Annotated in this window: 15 protein-coding genes; 5 read left to right on the top strand and 10 right to left on the bottom strand. The window is 60.9% G+C overall.

Annotated features, from left to right (window positions below; all coding sequences use genetic code 11):
• The 9 genes from ACPYOJ_RS05215 to ACPYOJ_RS05255 form a co-directional block, all read right to left on the bottom strand.
• Nucleotides 1–1,553, bottom strand: a 1,553-nt coding sequence (locus ACPYOJ_RS05215) for an ethanolamine ammonia-lyase reactivating factor EutA (RefSeq protein WP_481415293.1), incomplete at its 3' end; no start/stop codon positions are given.
• On the bottom strand, nt 1,502–2,740 hold the full coding sequence (locus ACPYOJ_RS05220; RefSeq protein WP_481415294.1) for a cupin domain-containing protein: 1,239 nt from the start codon (nt 2,738–2,740) through the stop codon (nt 1,502–1,504). The genes ACPYOJ_RS05220 and ACPYOJ_RS05215, both read right to left, overlap by 52 nt.
• Before the next feature lie 196 nt (nt 2,741–2,936).
• Entirely contained in the window at nt 2,937–4,442 is a 1,506-nt protein-coding gene (locus ACPYOJ_RS05225; RefSeq protein WP_481415295.1) for an ethanolamine ammonia-lyase reactivating factor EutA, read from the bottom strand.
• A gap of 105 nt (nt 4,443–4,547) precedes the next feature.
• Entirely contained in the window at nt 4,548–5,765 is a 1,218-nt protein-coding gene (locus ACPYOJ_RS05230) for a cupin domain-containing protein (protein WP_481415296.1), read from the bottom strand.
• Nucleotides 5,766–5,878: 113 nt separating this feature from the next.
• A complete protein-coding gene (locus ACPYOJ_RS05235) occupies nt 5,879–6,736 on the bottom strand; it encodes an NAD(P)-dependent oxidoreductase (protein WP_481415297.1) in 858 nt (285 codons plus the stop codon).
• A 36-nt stretch (nt 6,737–6,772) separates the two neighbouring features.
• Complete coding sequence (locus ACPYOJ_RS05240) at nt 6,773–8,563, bottom strand: thiamine pyrophosphate-binding protein (RefSeq protein ID WP_481415298.1); 1,791 nt, start codon at nt 8,561–8,563, stop codon at nt 6,773–6,775.
• A gap of 75 nt (nt 8,564–8,638) precedes the next feature.
• Nucleotides 8,639–9,643 (bottom strand): Bug family tripartite tricarboxylate transporter substrate binding protein, encoded by a 1,005-nt coding sequence (locus tag ACPYOJ_RS05245; protein WP_481415299.1) that lies wholly within the window; start codon nt 9,641–9,643, stop codon nt 8,639–8,641.
• Between the two features lie 280 nt (nt 9,644–9,923).
• Nucleotides 9,924–10,472: a tripartite tricarboxylate transporter TctB family protein gene (locus ACPYOJ_RS05250; protein WP_168830219.1), complete on the bottom strand. Its 549-nt coding sequence runs from the start codon at nt 10,470–10,472 to the stop codon at nt 9,924–9,926.
• Nucleotides 10,469–11,980: a tripartite tricarboxylate transporter permease gene (locus ACPYOJ_RS05255; protein WP_481415300.1), complete on the bottom strand. Its 1,512-nt coding sequence runs from the start codon at nt 11,978–11,980 to the stop codon at nt 10,469–10,471. The genes ACPYOJ_RS05250 and ACPYOJ_RS05255 overlap by 4 nt, the downstream gene beginning before the upstream one ends.
• 467 nt (nt 11,981–12,447) lie before the next feature.
• Here ACPYOJ_RS05255 and ACPYOJ_RS05260 point away from each other — a divergent pair, with 467 nt between their 5' ends.
• From ACPYOJ_RS05260 to ACPYOJ_RS05275, 4 genes are all read left to right on the top strand, one after another.
• Nucleotides 12,448–13,143: a chromate transporter gene (locus tag ACPYOJ_RS05260; RefSeq protein WP_481415301.1), complete on the top strand. Its 696-nt coding sequence runs from the start codon at nt 12,448–12,450 to the stop codon at nt 13,141–13,143.
• On the top strand, nt 13,136–13,675 hold the full coding sequence (locus tag ACPYOJ_RS05265) for a chromate transporter (RefSeq protein WP_481415302.1): 540 nt from the start codon (nt 13,136–13,138) through the stop codon (nt 13,673–13,675). Before ACPYOJ_RS05260 ends, ACPYOJ_RS05265 begins: the two co-directional genes overlap by 8 nt.
• 121 nt (nt 13,676–13,796) lie before the next feature.
• Nucleotides 13,797–14,663 (top strand): substrate-binding domain-containing protein, encoded by an 867-nt coding sequence (locus tag ACPYOJ_RS05270; RefSeq protein ID WP_481415303.1) that lies wholly within the window; start codon nt 13,797–13,799, stop codon nt 14,661–14,663.
• 42 nt (nt 14,664–14,705) lie between these two features.
• Complete coding sequence (locus tag ACPYOJ_RS05275; RefSeq protein ID WP_168830214.1) at nt 14,706–15,746, top strand: amidohydrolase family protein; 1,041 nt, start codon at nt 14,706–14,708, stop codon at nt 15,744–15,746.
• A gap of 8 nt (nt 15,747–15,754) precedes the next feature.
• Here the strand turns inward: ACPYOJ_RS05275 and ACPYOJ_RS05280 are convergent, their stop codons facing one another.
• Nucleotides 15,755–16,051 (bottom strand): hypothetical protein, encoded by a 297-nt coding sequence (locus tag ACPYOJ_RS05280; protein WP_168830213.1) that lies wholly within the window; start codon nt 16,049–16,051, stop codon nt 15,755–15,757.
• A 153-nt stretch (nt 16,052–16,204) separates the two neighbouring features.
• Between ACPYOJ_RS05280 and ACPYOJ_RS05285 the strand changes: the two genes are divergently transcribed.
• On the top strand, nt 16,205–17,314 hold the full coding sequence (locus tag ACPYOJ_RS05285) for a zinc-dependent alcohol dehydrogenase (RefSeq protein ID WP_168830212.1): 1,110 nt from the start codon (nt 16,205–16,207) through the stop codon (nt 17,312–17,314).
• Nucleotides 17,315–17,363: the final 49 nt, after the last annotated feature.

Here is a 17,363-nt window from a genome sequence, read left to right on the forward strand (position 1 = left end):
GAAGCTCTGCCAAGGTGCCTGTCCGGAAACACCAGCGACTTGATGACGACCGGAACGGCCCCGGAGGTCTCCAGCATTGCGCCGATATCGATGAAATCGAACTCGTCGAGCTTGATCCCGTCGATGGACACAAGCGTCCCGATTCCGGTCTCCAGTTTGCAATGCATGCCAACCAGTCCCCCGACATCGCCGTTGCCGACGAGGATCAGCGGATGACCTTTGTCGAGGATGGCCGAGAGACCGTCCACGACGCCGCGGCAGAAATCGTCGAGCCGGCGATAGCTTGCCGATCCCTCCCAGTCGTAGCAGAGCGCCACCGGGTTATCGCCCTCGCCGAGATCGAGGCGGGCCAGCGAGTCGCGAATCTTGGCCGCGACATCGGCACGATCAATCTCGTCGCCGAAGACGATCGCAGGCTTGATAACCGGCACGTTGCGGACCGGCAGCGTCTCCAGCGGATGCACGAAGATCGTGCTGCCACTCACCTGCACCGTATATTGCGAGGCACCGACCACAGTGGCGCGGATACCCTGTTCCGGCTTCTCCAGTCGCGGACCCCAGCCTTCCAGCCGCTTGCGCAGCGTTTTGGCCAGAAGCGGCCCAAGATCGCTGAACTCGGCCGCGGTCTCAGAATAGAGGAATTCCGAAACGCCGCCGGAAATGGTCACGACATCGGGCAGCGGTGCTGCCGGCAGTGACGGCAAGCGATGCAGCTTCAATGTCTCGGCGCTCATCTCCCCACCCTGCATGGCCTCGAAGAGCTGGTCGACCATTGCATCGGCAAGCTTCTGCGCATCCTCTTGCGAAAGCACTTCGCCGAGTTCGACGCGAACGCCGGCACGGCGGCCGAAGTAGCGGCCGGCCTCCTCGACGCGATTGATCCTGCGCTCGTCATCGAAGGCGACGATGCGGGCGCCGATATCGATCGCCGCGATCGCCTGGATGGCATTGTTGGAAGCGCGCGCGAGCTTCGAGGTGCCACCGCCGATATCGACGTTGAGCACGGTCTCGCCCGTCTTGCCGGAGCGCGAGACGGCGCCGGAGCCGAAGGCTGCAAGCGTCGTCTCCAGGCCGTCGCCGGCACTGACGACGACGAACTTCCCCGTCTGCTCGGAGAAGAGTTCGCCGATCGCCCGCGCATTGCTGCGCCGAACGGCGACACCGGTGAGAATCAGCGCGCCTGTATCGATCGACTCAGGCGTGATATCGGCCGCCTCGTACTGCGCCTTGATGAAGGCGCCGAGCACGTCCGCGTCGATCTCGTCCTCGCCGCGATAGGGCGTCAGCAGCACGTCCGATTGATGCAGCAGCGTGCGTTCGACCACCATGTAACGCGTATCGAGCCGCTCGAGCACGATACGCGAAAAGGCAAGATGGGAGGTCGAAGAGCCGATATCGATGCCGACGCTGACCAGCACGATTTCGTCTTCGACTTCCATGCTGCGGCCGATATTCGAGAAGAATATGCGGCCGCCCTGTTCCTCCGTGTCGTCCGACATGATCAGACGACGGTCGACTTCTTCGCGGTCGTATCGGCCGGCTTTTCGTACCATTCCGGCTTCATGCGGACTTCGACGCCGTTCTTGTTCAGAAGCGCCTCATACTCCTGACGAATCTGCGGATCTTCCATCCAGTACGGGATCGCGGTGCCGCCTTCGTTGACGTCGATCGCGGTGTAATCGGTATGCTTTTCGCCGGGCGCGCCCGGGTCGCGGCCCGGATTGTGCGGGCCGAACCAGGCCGTCAGGCGGAAGGGTTCCTTGGAGACGCTGAAGTGCTGGTGATACCAGCGCGCGCCGCCGGGAGCAGCCGTGACCATGCCATACTGGCCGTAGTCGAGGCGGCGGACGCGATCGGCATGGCCGGTCGCCCACGGGTTAACGCCGCATTCTTCCGGCCAGGTATAGGTATAGCCCTGACCCTTGAGGCAGATCAGGATCGCTGCCGAGGTATGGGCGTGCGCCTTGGAATAACGGCCGTTCTCGTGCTGGCCGATCCAGTAGTAGAAGGCGTTATTGGTCATGAAGGGCTCGACGCGGCGATAGCCGACCGAGCGGCGGTTATCGAGCGGCAGCTCGCAGTTGACGGCATCCGGCATAAAGTTGGTGCGGCGCATCGCGAGGCCACGGACCGGATCGGGCTCGATCTCTTCGCGATACTTGTAGAAGTCGTCGGCGCCGGAGAAGCGGTCACGGAAGAGGAAGGGATTGTTGAAGACGGCGTCGACGTTCTGGATCTGGTTCAGGACGTTCGGAGCGGTCGTACCGCCGAGCAGCAGCGCCGGGCTGTTGGTGGCGTTGACGATGCGGTGCATGGCGTTCATCGGGATCGAGAACATCGATCCTTCCTGCCATTCGAAGACGTGCTTCTTGCTCTCGCCGTCGAGCCAGACTTCGGTCGAGCCGCGGCCTTCGACGACGAGGTAGATTTCCTCGTACATGTGCTTTTCAGGGTTCAGCGCACCTGCTGCGGGAACCTCGACCAGGTGACAGCCCCACTTCGTTTCCGTGCCGTAGAGCTGGATATAGGTGCCGCGCCCGCCGGTGCGCTTCCAGGACTTCAGCGGCAGGTTCTTGACGCTGTCGACGCCGAGGTCGCGGAATACAGGGATACCCTCTTCTTCCATGAACTGGTCATAGGGGGTCGGCTGCTTCTTGAATTCGCCGAAGCCCGCCTTCTTGGTGCCTGCCGGCTCATGCCAGTGCGTTCCTGTACCGCCGCCCAATGGATCCTGATGCATATCGTCTTACTCCTCTCGATTATGAGGCCTGCCATCGCTGCTTGCCGCGCGCCGCAGAGTTCCTCCCGATGACCGCGGCACCTGCCGCCAGATGATTCGTTCCTCTATAAGGAACGTTGTTCTTCTTTAATCCTAACGTACATCCGCTCCCGCGTGAAATCAACGACTTTCGCGACGGTTCGCCGATCTTCTTCGCCTAGGAAAAAAGCAGCGACTTGATGACGACCGGAATGACGCCCGGCGGGTTGATGAACTCCCCGAGATCGACGAAATCAAGGTCTTTCAGCTGGACGCCGTCGATGGAAATCAGGTTCGGACCGATCGCAAGCTCGCGATCGAGAATGCGGCCGAGCGTTTGTCCGACATCCCCGTCGATGACGAGGACCAGCAGTTCCTCTCGCCGGCCAGAGGGCGCGGCGAAGGCCTTGACCGCCTTCGCAACTTCAAGCAGCCGGCCGTAGTCCGGAAGTCCCGTCCACGTAAAAGCCAGCGCCAAAGGCGCATTGATGTTCGTGTCCTGGCGGGACGCAGCTCCCTTGAACGCAGCGGTGATCGCTTCCGCATCCACCACTTCCGGAATGGCGCGGCCGAGATGGACCACCGGAATATTATGTGACGGCAGCCCCTTGTCGCCAGTGCGATACATGGTCTTGCCGCTCACCTGCACGGTAAACTGCGATGCGCCGATGACCGTTGCGCGGATGCGCTGGCCGGCATCGACGATCGGCACGTCGAGACGCTCGGTAAGCTGGGCGATGATCTCCTGGGCAAGCATCTGTGCGATGTCCCCATGACCGGCGGTTTCATATTTGAAAATATATTCGGACACGCCGCCCGAGAAGGTAATGTAGTCCGGCTTGCCGATCCGCTCCAGCGGCTCGGTCAGCTCAAGCTCTTCGCCGAGGGCATCGAGCGGAACGCCGAGGATCTGATCGACTGCGACGGCGGCAAGGCGCTTTGCTATGGCTTGGCGGTGTTCCGATTTCGCAAGGGTTTCCGCGTCCGTCGCAATCCCGAGTTCCCTTGCGACGATCTGCGCCGATTCGTCCACGCGCGACCAGGTGCCGGTCTTGTCCTGGGCGATCAGTCGCCCGCCGACTGCGAAGGCCGACACGCTCAGGATTTCTCCCTTGCTGATCAGCGCGAGTTTCGTCGTGCCGCCGCCAATATCGACGTGCAGCCCCCGCGCATTGCGCTTCCTTGACAGTTCGGTTGCACCCGATCCGTGGGCCGCCAGCATGCATTCCAGTTTGTGGCCCGCCGTCGCGCAGACAAAGCGGCCGGACTCGTGTGCGAAGATTTCGTCAATGGCCCGGGCATTCTTGCGCTTGATGGCCTCGCCGGTCAGGATCACCGCGCCGGTATCGATGTGGCTGCGTTTGAATCCCGCATCTTCATAACAATGCGCGAAGAAATGGCGCAGTTCATGCGCATCGATCGTGCCATCGGGCAGGAACGGCGTCAGCAGAATGGGCGAACGCCAGACCACCTGCCGGTCGATCACGGTGAAGCGGCTGGAGAGATCTTCGGTTTCGCGGCGCATCGTCACGCGGGCAAAAAGCAGGTGCGATGTCGAGCTGCCGATGTCGATGCCGACGGTCAGAAGCTCGACTGTCTCCTGCTGCCACAGCCAGTCGGAAATCGCCTTGCGTTCGTCTTCGGACAGATCGCCATGCTCGTGTTCGAAATCGAGATCGTGCACGCGCGGTATCTCCTGTGCGTTTCTGCCGGCTCTCGCCGGCGCCGGATGGAACCGGCATCAAAGGAAGTCCCCGTTTCACAACGGGGACTCGATTTGCCTTCAAGATCAGCTTGCCGGTCCCTTGAGGATCGGGGTCTGGATGACGCCGGTCAGGCTTGCCTTCGGGAGCGCCAGGACTGCCGGCTCGTCGAAGATATCGCCCATGGCCGACGGCACGCCGGTCTTCTGCAGTTCCTCGAGGAACTTGCGATGGACGCGCGGATCCTGATCCTCGTATTCGATCTGGCGACCGCCATCCTTGACCGACGTCGCCCCGCCGCCTTCGGCACTCTTGCGGCGCAGAGAGATGAACGGATAGCGGCGGCTGCCGAGCGAGCAGGCGACGTAGCGGGCCGGCTGGTCGCAGGTGTTGAAGTGCTGGTGGTACATCCAGAACGGCGGCGTGTACATGTAGCCGTGGCGCCAGGGGATTTCCTTGAATTCGGAATCGCCCTCGTACCACATCAGCGAATAGCCCTCGCCGTCGACGGCATGCACGTGCGTGCCGGCTGCATGGCGATGCGCCTTCTTGTAGCGGCCGACCGGCATCTGTGACACGTGCGAATGCATCGTGCCGTCAGCGAGAACGAAGTTGACGTTGAGCGAGCCCTTGCCGCGACCGTCGAACTCATAGAGCTTGAAGCTCGTCAGGTCGTGGACGAAGTTGGTTTCCCAGACATTCTGGATCTTGCGGGCGGATTCGGCGCCATAGGTGTAAAGCACACCCTCGCCTTCGAAATGCTTGGTGCCGCCGACACGGTCGTCGAAGTCGAAGTCGTTGTCGAAGATGAACTTCAGATTGTGATAGAGGTTGATGCTGAGCGGCGCATCGTTGGTGCACGACAGCCGCACGGTTTCCTGGCCGGAGCCGTTGTGGAACTGGTACTGGCAGTTGAGCGGAATGGCAAACAGCGCCTTCGGGCCCCATTCGAACGTCCGGGTTTCGCCGTTCGGCAGCCAGACCGTCGTCGAGCCGTAGCCGGACAGCACGTAAAAGAAGGCCTCGTAGAGATGCTTGACCGGCCGTGTCTTCTTGCCCGGCAGAACCTCGATGACGTAATTCGTCATGAAATCGCCCATGCCAACGGTATGGGCAAAGCAGCCGCGGGCGTCATAGCGGTCCCACGCGCTGGTCTCGAGCGCAAGCAGGTCATGGCCGAGGTCGAAATGGATCGGGATCCCCTCGCCCTGGGCCCAGTCGCGATACGGATCGACAAGGAATTTCGAATTGCTGGGATCGGCGGTCGGAACCGGATCGGTCACGGTTGTCTTTTCATTGGCCATAACAACATCGCTTTCATTTCAGTGCTTCAGTTTTCCCCGCCAAGCCAAAGTGCCGGAGCGATCCGGCACACACGTGCGGGCGTGAACTTTAAAGGCGCCGCAACAGCGGGCGCTCAGGCAAGACCTCCCTCGGAGGCCGGCAGCGGCCGAACGACCCTGCCGAGATAGTTGGCTTCAGGCCCGTAGAGCAGCCCTTTCACATCATCGGCCTTCAAGGACTTGATGATCTGGTCGACCTGACCGGCGAGCGGCAGCATCAATCCCGCCTTCTGCGCCAGATCCAGCGTCACATCCATGTCTTTTTCCTGCCAGGTGAAACGCGTCGTATCCCAGCGGGCGAGCGTTCCGTTCGTACCGGGGCAGAGCAGCAGGATCTCGCGCATGCGCTGGGCATCGATCCCATAACGCTTGGCGATCAGGAGCGTTTCGTAGTTCGCAACGCAGTGAACCCAGTGCAGCAGATTGTTGCAGGCCTTGGCGATCTGGCCGGCGCCCAACGGGCCGACGCGCAACACATCGCGGCTGTAGCACATCAGCGCCAGGCGAATGCGCTCGACATCCTCCTCCGTTCCGCCGCAAAGCGTCAGCAGCGTGCCGGATTTTGCACCGGCGGCTCCGTAGACGACGGGCGCATCGACAAGGCCGATGCCCTTTTCCTTGAGCTTCGGCCCAAGCTGAAGCATCGTCTCCGGATTGATCGTCGCTGCGACCGCGATGACCGATCCCGCAGCCGCGCTTTCCGACAGTTCCTCGCAGACATCGATCACCTGCTGGTCGCTTGCGACGACCAGAACGTAAAGCTCGGCCTCGGAAAGATCGCTGAGCGCCGTCTTGACGGCGATGCCGCGTGCGCCGGCGGCAGCCAGCCTTTCGGCGTTGATGTCGAAGGCTGAGACCTCATGGCCTTTGTCGAGCATGTGGCCGGCCATAGCCAACCCCATCTCCCCCGTACCGACGACTGCAACCTTCATGCCTGCCTCCACAGATATTTGCGTACTGTCACGAATTTAGCCCTCATGCTGCGTCACGACGTCGATCAAGGCCGGCACGCCGTTCTTGACCTGCGCGATGGCGCGCTCGAGGGCAGCGCCGATGTCATTCGCATCCTCGATCGGACCTTCCGCATACCAACCGAGGCCGCGGGCGAGTGTCGCAAAGTCCGGCGCCGGATCGAAGAGATCCATGCCGATATGAGCGCGCTCCTCCGGCGTACCGCGTTGGCGGGCGACGGTGATCTGGTGTTCCCAGTCATTGTAGTAGGCGCGGTTGTTATGCATGACGCAGAGGAACGGAACCCGATGCTTGGCGGCAAACCACAGCGCGCCGACGTCGAACATGAGATCGCCGTCCGTCTGGCAATCGACCACCAGGCGGCCGGTGCCTCGATGAGCGAGCGCAATACCTGTCGCCATGCCAATTTGCGTGCCGGTGCCAAGCGCCTTGCCCGGCCAGCGGTAAGGCTTGTCGAAATCCCAGAGCTTCAGCGCCCAATCTTCGAAGGCGTTGGTGGTCAGCACCCAATCCTCGTGCTGGATCTTATCCCACACCTCGCTCGCGAGGCGAGCGAGCGTCACAGGCTTGGCGTTCCAATCGTTTCGGGCCTCTTCGCGCCATTTGGCGCGCTGGGCGTCGTGCATGGCACCGACGGCCTTTGCACGTTCAGCAATGCGGCTTGCAAGCTTGGCATCGCCCTTGACGCGATCCTTGATCAGCGACGTCAGCGCCGGGATCGCCAGCGCCGTATCGGCAAGCACGCGTTGCGCCGTCTCGGGGAAGCGCTGATAATCCGTCGCCCACTTGGAGATCTCAATGTCGGCGAAGCCGATATCGAGCCAGTCGCAGCCCTTCGGAAAGAGCGGCTTCAGCGTGCGGTTGATGCGGTCGTTGACATGTGTCGGCCGTTCCCAGTCGCGGCAGTCGAGCAGCGTGATCAGGTCAGCCCGCTTGAAGATGTCCTTGCTCATCCGCATGTCGAGCGGATGCTCGGTCGGGAAGTTCAGGCGCCACTGTGTATCGACCACGGGCGCGCCGAGCGTCTCTGCCAGGCCCACCATGTCGGAATAGCCGTTCTTGTCGCGGCCGACGAATTGCGGCAGCAGCACCGGCCATTCGGCCGAAACGAGCCTGTCAGCCGCTTCCTCGAGCGCCTTCGGATCGGGCGCGATGCGGCTCGGCACCTTGGCCGATTTCGGCGAGGGCAGCGCAATTGGCGCCTCCAGCGGCGCTTCCTGCAACGCGGCGTCGTAGCACATATAGATCGGGCCGCGCGGCTCGGTCATCATGATCGAATAGGCGCGAGCAAAGCTGTCGACGACGCCGTCGATGCCACCCGGCTGGTAGTCCCACTTCACATAGTCGCGGACCTGGTTGCCCTGGACGTTGGCTGTATGCGCCCAGTCGACGCGCGGACGGCGCTTACCTTCGTCCATCGGGCCGGTCGCGCCGATCAAGAAGACGGGCGCCCGGTCGGTGTAGGCGTAGTAGACGCCCATGGTCGAGTGCAGCAATCCAACCACGTTATGGACGATCACGGCCAATGGTTCGCCGGTCGCCTTCGCGTAACCGTGAGCGATCTGCACCGCAACCTTCTCGTGCTGGCAGACGAGCATCGGCGGATTATTGCCGTTATGGTTCACCAGCGAGTCATGGAGGCCGCGATAGCTGGCTCCCGGATTGAGCGTGATGAACGGAAATCCGTATTGCTTGATCAGGTCGGCAATAATGTCCGACTGCCATGCCGAAGGTCCACCGTCCTTCTTCACAGCCGTCTCCTCGGCCGCGACCATTACCTTATCCACTGTCTCCCCCCTTCCTGATCCGGTCAAAATACGGGCGGCTCTCGTAGCCGCCCGCCAGTTCGAGATTGCCTCCGGTCAGTTGTCCTTCAGCGAATCCTTCAGGAAGCCCACCACCTCAGGAGTCTGGTTCATGGCGTTCTTGACCAGGTTACCGACGTCGTCACCCATCTTCGGATCGACGGGGAGACCAATTTCCTTAGCCTTGGCAAGGAATTCCGGATCGGACGTCGCCGCGGTATAGGCGTCGCGCAGAGTCTTGAGGCGGTCGGCTGGCATATCAGGCGGCCCCGCGGTCAGACGCGAAATATCACTCTGAGATTCGACGAGCGCGATGACGCGCTTTGCGTCGTCATTGTTGACGAAGCTGGCGAGCTGCGGCACGTCGGTTTCCGAGCCGCCGATCTGCGCGATCAACTTGCCGTTTCCAGCGTCAACGAAGGGCTGGAAGGTGGAACGCGAGCCGATGATGCCCTGAACCTCGCCGCGGCGCATGGCGAGCTGGTCGTCACTGCCGTTGTAACCCGAGACAACCTCGATCTTCAGACCGAGCGCCTTGACGAGCATTGTCGTTTCGATGGTCGATGCGCTGCCGACGCCGGCAGATGCGAACTTGATCGGCTCCTGGAGCTTCGCCAGGTCTTCGTAGCTGTTGATGCCCGAATCCTTGGAAACGACGATGACGCGCGGATCAGACGAAACCTTTCCGATCCACGACATCTTGGCGAGATCGAACTTGATGCCCGGGTTGCCGGAAAGCTGGCTGTAGATCAGGCCGGTATTGAACGTGCCGAAGGTCAGGCCGTCGGGATCGGAAGCATAGATGAAGTTCGCCCCGATCAGATGGCCCGCGCCCGGCATGTTCTGAACGACGAACGTCGAACCCGGCAGGTGCTTCTGCATGAACTGTGCGACGAGTCGGCCGTTGGTGTCATAGCCGCCGCCCGGTGCGGTCGCGACAATATAGTTGACCGTCTTGCCCTTGAAAAATTCCGGACCTTCCTGAGCAAACGCATTGCCTGTCCAGAGCGCGGTCAGCGCAGCGGCGCCAAAAGCCGCCATACGAATGGATTGCATGTTCATTACTTCCCTCCCATTGAGCTGTGCATGCGATACACGGTTAATCTCAGTTGATAGTCTGACTTACGAACTCGACGATCTCTGGTGGTTGGTCGAGCGCGCATTGAACGGACGAAGCTACCGCTTCGCCAACCTCCTAAGTGACCGGCAGTTCCAGTGCCTCGGCCTTTCAGGAGTTCCGGATCCGAAATCGCGGCGGCATAGGCGTCCCGCCGCGCCCGGAGCGAACATCCATTCTCCCGTAAGGCCTCCTTGCGACCCGACGACAATTGCCTTGCCGCTGTTAGATCGTGTTGATCCCGAGGGCGTGTAGTACCCAGGGGGTGACGAGGCCCGGATGAAGCTCGATGCCAAGCAACCTGCCGAACACCAGATAAAGGACGAGCGTCGCAGCTGCCGCGAGCGCGACAGAAAGCTTCCAGCTGCACTCTGCCTGCCGCTTTAGGAACGTCAGCAGCATGATAGGCACGCTGATGTAGAAACCAAAGGCGACGACACCGGCGATGAAGCTGACGAAATAGGCGGCCATCACCAGCTCCTGGCGCGCGGTGTGCGGGCCGAATTCCGGCAGCTCAGCCTCGTCGCTGCCGCTCTCCGGCGAGCTGGCGGCGGCAATCGCCTGACCAACCGATGCGGCAGCAGGCGCTGCCGGCGAACGGAAGAGATCGATCGCGAGCTGGATCAGACAAAGCGCGATGCCAGGCACACCAACGACCAGCGGCATGAAACGCGCCTTGGCTGGAAATCCGAAAGATAGCCCGACCATCGAGGTAAAGATCACCAGCATGACAACGGTGAGGCAGGTACTGAACGTTACATTCTTCATGGTCATGGGCTGACCTCTGCGTTGTGGCGGCGTGCTGCCGGCCGGAAGTTACGATAGAAGGCATAGCCCATCAGCGAGACGATCATGGCAATCAGCACGAGCGAGAGCGGGCGAAGGAAGAAGCTGTAACCCCAGAGCTGAAGCGCCTGGTGCAGCGATGCTTCCGCTTTGCCGCCGAGCACAAGGCCGATGACGAAAGGCGCACGTGGCCAATCTGCACGAAGGAAGCCGTAGCCGATGGCGCTGAAGATCACGAGCATCACTAGGTTCTGCCACTGGAAGTCACTGACGAAGCAGCCGAGCGATACGAACACAAGGATGAAAGGCACGAGCATGCGGCCGTTCACGAATGTGAGTACCGCGACCCACCGACAGATAACAAGCAGCATTGCTACGGCGATCAGGTTGCCAACCACCAGAGCCCAGATCAGCGTCCAGACGAGGTCGAGATGCTTGGTGACCATCAAGGCGCCGGGCTGGATTCCGAGGATCAGGAATGCGCCGAGCAGGACCGCCATACCCGAGCTGCCTGGGATGCCGAAGAACAGTGTCGGAAGCAGCGAGCCGCCTTCTTTACCGTTGCTGGCGGTTTCCGGCGCGATGACGCCTTCGATCGCGCCCTTGCCGAAGCGTTCCGGGTGCTTGGAGCTTTGAACTGCATGGCCATAGCAGAGCCAGGCTGCAGTCGAACCGCCGAGACCAGGGATCATGCCGATGATGGCACCGATCACCGAGGTGCGAACAACCAGCCACCAATGGCGCGGCACTTCCATGACGCCCGAGAAAAGCTGCTTGTATGAAAAGCCCTTGTCCATCGCCACGGCGGAAATCGAGCCGCCCTTGGTGCTGAGCGCGATCATTTCAGGCACGGCAAACATGGCGAGAACCGCGGTGACCAGGCTGACGCCGTCCCACAGGAAGAGGAAGTCGCCTGCATAGCGTGGCGTACCGGTGACCGGATCCATGCCGACCGTCGACAGCATCAAGCCATAGAAGCCGACGATCAGACCCTTGACGATACGGCTGCCGCTCGAAAGGAACGCGATGAAGCTAATACCGAGCAGCGCGATCAGGAAGAACTCAGCCGGGCTGAACATCAGGATGACCGGCTCGAGGATCGGGATCATGATCGCAAAGACGACCGCACCGATAATACCGCCGACGCCGGACGCCGTGATACTGGCGCCTAGCGCGCGGGCAGCCTGTCCCTGCTTGGCAAGCGGATAACCGTCGAGCGTCGTTGCCGCGTCGTCCCCGTCGCCGGGGATGCCGAACATAATGCTCGATATCTGACCGCTAGTGCCGTTGACGGCATGCATCGTCAAGAGGAAGACGGCGCCTGCCACCATATCCATGCCATAGACGAACGGAATGGCCATGGCGATCGACAGCTTGCCGCCGATACCCGGCGTTACGCCAACCATAAGGCCGCACACAACGGCGACCAACATCAGGCCCATAATGTGTGGGGAGCTCACGAGGCCGAAGAGCGCCCCGAACATAGTCTCAATCATTTCAGTTTAACTCCTCCCGCTGATGGCCTCTCGGCATCAAGCTGGTTTCCATCAATTGACCGCTTGCTCCTCGGCGGCCGATCTGTCCACGCCGGTTTACTTTAGGTCCGGCCAGTTTTTGCATTAGGGACACTCCCCCAAATTTTGTCCAAAGCAAAAATTTATGCTTAGTCCATCACTTTTTATGCGGGCTGGCAAGAGGCATTCCTGTAGGAGGGACACGGTTCCGCTGTGAGGAACACGTCTAACTCCCTATAGTTAAATGGTTTTCTTCGAAATCTTCACCATTTTTAATAGATTCTGAAGGGTGGTCAGACGCCGTGTCAGCAGCTTTTTATATAGCTCGGTTTTGGGCCTTCGAGTATAAATAAAATCACAAATTCCCGCCAACGACCCTTGATGTTCAACGGTAAAATTCAACGAACATGACGAAGAGTAAGTTTTTCTTATTCTGATCGTTAAGCGAAATGGCGTGGACTCCCGAGCGCCGCAAGTATCATTTTCTGCAGGACGGTGCTTCGCGCCGGCCCGGCACGGTGCCGGGAAAATGGAAGTTCGGCGATGGGAGGGACCGGTTGGACAAGCCAGTCGACAACAAGACGATAGCATCGGAGCCGGAGGTTTCCCTCGGAGCGCTCCTTACATCATTCCTGAGATTGGGCGCTTCTTCGTTCGGGGGAGGCATGGCCGGATGGACGCACAGAGAGATCGTCGAGCGCCGCAAGTGGCTCGATGACGACAATTTCATCAAAACACTGACGATCGCGCAGATATTGCCAGGTGCCAATCCGATGAACCTAGCGGTTTATATCGGCCTGAAGCTGCGGGGCTGGACCGGCGCCGTCGTTGCACTGTTCGGGATGTTATTGCCCGCTTTCACCGTCATTCTGCTGATGAGCATGGTCTATGAGCAGCTGAGCGCCTATCCGCAGACACACACGGTGTTGCGCGGGCTCGCCTGCGTCGGCCTCGCCTCCTCGGTGACGATGGGAATCAAGACATCGCGCAGGGTGCGGCAGCAGCTGGTGCCATCGCTCATCGCCATTGCCGTTTTTGTGGTGGTCGGCGTGTTGCGCTGGCCTCTCATTCCCGTGGTCGCGGGCGCCATACCCTTCAGCATCGTGTGCGCCTTCCTTATTAAGCAGGAGAAGAAAAATGGATGATGGCAAGTTGCTCAATCTTGTCCTGCTCTGCATCCCGTTGTCGCTGGTGTCCTTCGGCGGAGGCCAGTCGATCGTGGCGGGGCTGCAGCATCAGGTCGTCGACGTGCATAATTTCCTAACGGCCCGTGAATTCACGGATTTCTACGCCATCTCGCGCGCGGCTCCGGGACCGGGCACTCTGATCCTCGCGCTGATTGGCTGGCATATTGGCGGGCTGACCGGCGCAATCGCCGCGACAGTCGCGATTTTTCTCCCCTCCTCGCTCCTCGTATGCATTTTGGGCAGCATCTGGAATCGCCATCGGCACACCGCCTGGGCAATGGCCGCAGAACGCGGGCTGGCGCCGGTCGCCGTCGGTCTGATCTTTGCCGGGGTATTTGCCGTCGCAAGCTCCGCTGGTGTCGGGGTGATCGAGATTGCGACGATCGCAATCGCCGTTTCGCTGCTAATGTTCACCAAGATTGGCCCCTATCCGATCCTCGGTGCGGTAGGAGCCTCCTTTTTCCTGTTGAACCTGGCCGGGATTGCCTGAGCGACAGCACCTTTGAGAAAAACATCGCTGCCGGAATTGACCGGCAGCCGTTTCACAGTATTATGGCTATAGGAGAACACCGTTCCACATAAAAGAACGAACGCGGCGTAAGGAGAATGAAATGGCTGAAAAACTGGTTCTTCGCACGGCATTGGGCAAGCATTCCCATGTCCAGCCACTGAAGGATGGCCGCGTTCAGTCGAGCCGCGTCCGATTCGAATTCCAGGATTACGAGCCGCTCCCGAAAGCATTCCGCACGATGGTTCGAGGCGGCGATCTCGATATCTCGGAGATGGCGATCGTCACCCATCTGCTGGCACATCATTATGGCAAGCCGATTACCGGTCTCGCCATTCCGCTCTGGAGCCGCCTGCCCCATACCAATCTCGTCTGTCCCACCGATTCGTCTGTAAAAGGCCCGCGCGATCTTGCGGGAACGAAGGTCGGCGTGCGGGCCTATGCCCAGACCTCGGGCGTATGGGTGCGGGGCTTCCTCCAGCACGAATATGGCGTCGATCTCGATGGCATCACCTGGGTCACCATGGAAGATGCCCATCTCAGCGAATACGAGGATCCGTCGAACGTGGAGCGTAACCGGAGCGAATTGGCGCTGCGGCCGCTGATGCTCTCCGGCGCGCTCTCGGCCATTATGGGAGAGCGAGAGGTCGATCCCTCCGGCATCCGCACCGTAATCCCGGATGCGGAGGCGATTGCCGACGCCTGGATCGCCCGCACCGGCATCGTGCCCATCAACCACACCCTGACCGTCAAGACCGCGCTGGTCGAGGATCATCCCTGGCTTCTCGGCGAGCTGATGGAGATATTCGAGGAAGCGCGCCGCATTGCCATCGAGGATGGAGCGACGCCGCCGCCGGCTTACGGGCTGGAGGCAAACAGGGCCTCGCTGCAGCTCGCCTTCACCTATTCGGCCGAGCAGCGCATCACGCCGCGCATCTACGACGCGAACGAACTCTACCCCACGATCTGAAGCCTGGCTTCACCGCGTGCAACGGTATTCAAGGACACTGCCATGATCATCGACATTCACGGACACTACACCACCGAGCCGCAGGCGCTGCACCAGTTCCGCGACAAGCAGCTTGCCGGTCTTGCAGATGGAATGCGCCGCCCGCAAAGCACCGAGCTTGGCATTTCCGACGACATGCTCCGCGAGTCGGTGGCGCCGCAGTTGAAGTTTCAACAGGAACGCGGCAGCGACCTGACGATATTCTCGCCGCGCGCCGCCGGTATGGCGCATCATGTCGGCACGGAAGCCGTCAGCATGCAGTGGTCGGCGATGTCGAACGATCTGATCCATCGCATCTGCAAGCTTCTGCCGGACAATTTTGCTGCTGTCGGCCAATTGCCGCAGCATCCCGGCGCCGCGCCCAAGAACTGCATTCCCGAACTGCGGCGGATGGTCGAGGAGCTGGATTTCGTCGGCGTCAACCTCAATCCCGATCCGTCCGGCGGCTACTGGACCGATCCGCCGATGACGGACAAGCACTGGTATCCGCTCTACGAAGTGCTCTGTGAGCTCGACGTGCCAGCGATGATCCACGTCACCTCGTCCTGCAATCCGAATTTCCACCATACCGGCGCACACTATATTAATGGTGACACGACGGTCTTCATGCAGCTCATCCAGGGCAATCTCTTCAAGGATTTCCCGACGCTGAAATTCGTGATCCCGCATGGCGGCGGTGCCGTTCCCTTCCATTGGGGCCGGTATCGCGGTCTGGCACAGGAGATGAAGAAGCCGCTTCTGACTGAGCATCTGCTGAACAACGTGTTCTTCGATACCTGCGTCTATCACTATCCGGGCATCGAGCTGATGTCGAAGGTCATCCCTGTCGACAACATCCTCTTCGCCTCCGAAATGCTTGGCGCTGTCAAGGGCATCGATCCGGAGACCGGGCATCATTACGACGATACCAAGCGCTATATCGACCAGCTGAGCTCGCTTGACGAGACGAGCCGCTACAAGGTCTTCGAAGGCAATGCGCGCCGCGTCTATCCGCGGCTCGACAAGCAGTTGACCGCGCGCGGGCGGCCGGGCCGGGCGGCATGAGCCGCCGCTCAGCAGCAGTTCGGATTTTCGCTGTCAGAGACGATGGCGTTCTTCATCCAATAGGGCGGCAGGTCATCCGGCGTCATTTCGCGGGCCGGCTTGAAGGCCTTGAAGACGTGTCGTGCTTCGGGGCTCGTCCAGAAGGTCACGATCGTTTCCAGCGGCGGGCAGCCCGGCATGCCGCAGGCGACCTCCGCCACCATGACGGAAACGTCTTCGGACAGCGAAAAGCGTTCGCGCGTCCAGGCCTTTATCTGGCGGATCGCGGCAACGTGCTCGGCATTTCTGGAAGCTGTCTTGAGCATGGTTTCGAACGGGAAAGCCGACGCCCCGATGGCGGCCGGTAAGAGATTACATAGGGCAGCGACCCTGCCCTTGTCAAAACTGAATATGGAAAAACATCAAGCGCCGGATGCGGGGTCCGCAGCCGGCCATTGCCAAGCGCAAGGAGTTGACGCATGACTGAAAAGGTTCTCGCCGCGGTCCGCACCGGACCCAGCCAAATGGAAATCCAGGAATTTCCGATGCCGGACATTCCGGAAGACGGCGCGCTTCTCAAGATGGAAGTTGCCGGCATCTGCGGCACCGACGTCAAGTTGTTCAAGACGCCGCCGAACAATGCGCCCACCATCATGGGCCATGAGAACATCGGCTATATCGCCAAGGCGGGCCGCGAGTTCACGCGCCGCAAGGGCTTCAAGGAAGGCGATCTGGTCTTCGTCGAACACTATGTCATGTGCGGCAAGTGCGAATGGTGCCACCGTGGCCAGTACCGCCACTGTGAAAACACCGACTGGCGCAAGAATCCCGAAGGCATCCGCTACGGCTATACCTCGGCCGAACGTGCTCCCCATCTCTGGGGCGGCTTTGCGCAATATGTCTACCTGCCGTGGAACGCCGTGGTCCACCACGTGCCCAAGGGCGTTTCGCCCGAACTGGCAGGCCTCGTTACCCCGATGGCCAACGGCATCGAATGGTCGCTGTTCGATTCGGGCGTCGGCTATAACTCGACCGTGCTGATCCAGGGTCCCGGCCAGCAGGGCCTGTCCCAGACCGTGATCTGCAAGCAGGCCGGCGCTTCCCTCATCATCGTCACCGGCACCAGCAAGGACGCTGCCCGCCTGGAAGTGGCCAAGAAGCTCGGCGCCGACTACGTCATCGACGTGCAGAAGGAAGATCCGCTGGCACGCATCATGGAAATCACCGGCGGCAAGGGCGTCGACGTTTCGCTCGACTGCACCGCCGGCGCCGGCACCATCCCGATCACGCTGGGCATCGAAGCTCTCAAGCGCAAGGCCGGCACCATCCTGGTGCAGGGCGAGCTCAAGGAGTTCCCGAACTTCCCGCTCGAAAAGATGACGGTCAAGGCCATCACCATGAAGAGCGCTCGTGGCCACAGCTACGAGGCCTGCGAACTGGCCCTGCAGCAGATCGCTTCCAATCGCTTCCCGCTGGACATGATCACCACTCATAAGTTCGGCCTCAAGGACGCGGCGCTGGCCATCGAGTCGGTGGGCGGCAAGGGCGTGCCGAACGTGATCCATGCCTCGCTGATGCCCTGGGAATAAGCCCCGGGCCATAGACCTCTTCCGGGCGGGGACCATCCCGCCCGGCTCT

Source organism: Rhizobium sp. SVR5-9E (assembly GCF_056755095.1).

Excerpts from the sequence above, each read along its gene's own strand:
- ACPYOJ_RS05245 (WP_481415299.1), bottom strand. The coding sequence starts at position 9,643 with ATGAACATGCAATCCATTCGTATGGCGGCTTTTGGCGCCGCTGCGCTG.
- ACPYOJ_RS05250 (WP_168830219.1), bottom strand. The coding sequence starts at position 10,472 with ATGACCATGAAGAATGTAACGTTCAGTACCTGCCTCACCGTTGTCATG.
- ACPYOJ_RS05230 (WP_481415296.1), bottom strand. The coding sequence starts at position 5,765 with ATGGCCAATGAAAAGACAACCGTGACCGATCCGGTTCCGACCGCCGAT.
- ACPYOJ_RS05255 (WP_481415300.1), bottom strand. The coding sequence starts at position 11,980 with ATGATTGAGACTATGTTCGGGGCGCTCTTCGGCCTCGTGAGCTCCCCA.
- ACPYOJ_RS05265 (WP_481415302.1), top strand. The coding sequence starts at position 13,136 with ATGGATGATGGCAAGTTGCTCAATCTTGTCCTGCTCTGCATCCCGTTG.
- ACPYOJ_RS05260 (WP_481415301.1), top strand. The coding sequence starts at position 12,448 with ATGGCGTGGACTCCCGAGCGCCGCAAGTATCATTTTCTGCAGGACGGT.
- ACPYOJ_RS05285 (WP_168830212.1), top strand. The coding sequence starts at position 16,205 with ATGACTGAAAAGGTTCTCGCCGCGGTCCGCACCGGACCCAGCCAAATG.
- ACPYOJ_RS05235 (WP_481415297.1), bottom strand. The coding sequence starts at position 6,736 with ATGAAGGTTGCAGTCGTCGGTACGGGGGAGATGGGGTTGGCTATGGCC.
- ACPYOJ_RS05275 (WP_168830214.1), top strand. The coding sequence starts at position 14,706 with ATGATCATCGACATTCACGGACACTACACCACCGAGCCGCAGGCGCTG.
- ACPYOJ_RS05280 (WP_168830213.1), bottom strand. The coding sequence starts at position 16,051 with ATGCTCAAGACAGCTTCCAGAAATGCCGAGCACGTTGCCGCGATCCGC.
- ACPYOJ_RS05270 (WP_481415303.1), top strand. The coding sequence starts at position 13,797 with ATGGCTGAAAAACTGGTTCTTCGCACGGCATTGGGCAAGCATTCCCAT.
- ACPYOJ_RS05220 (WP_481415294.1), bottom strand. The coding sequence starts at position 2,740 with ATGCATCAGGATCCATTGGGCGGCGGTACAGGAACGCACTGGCATGAG.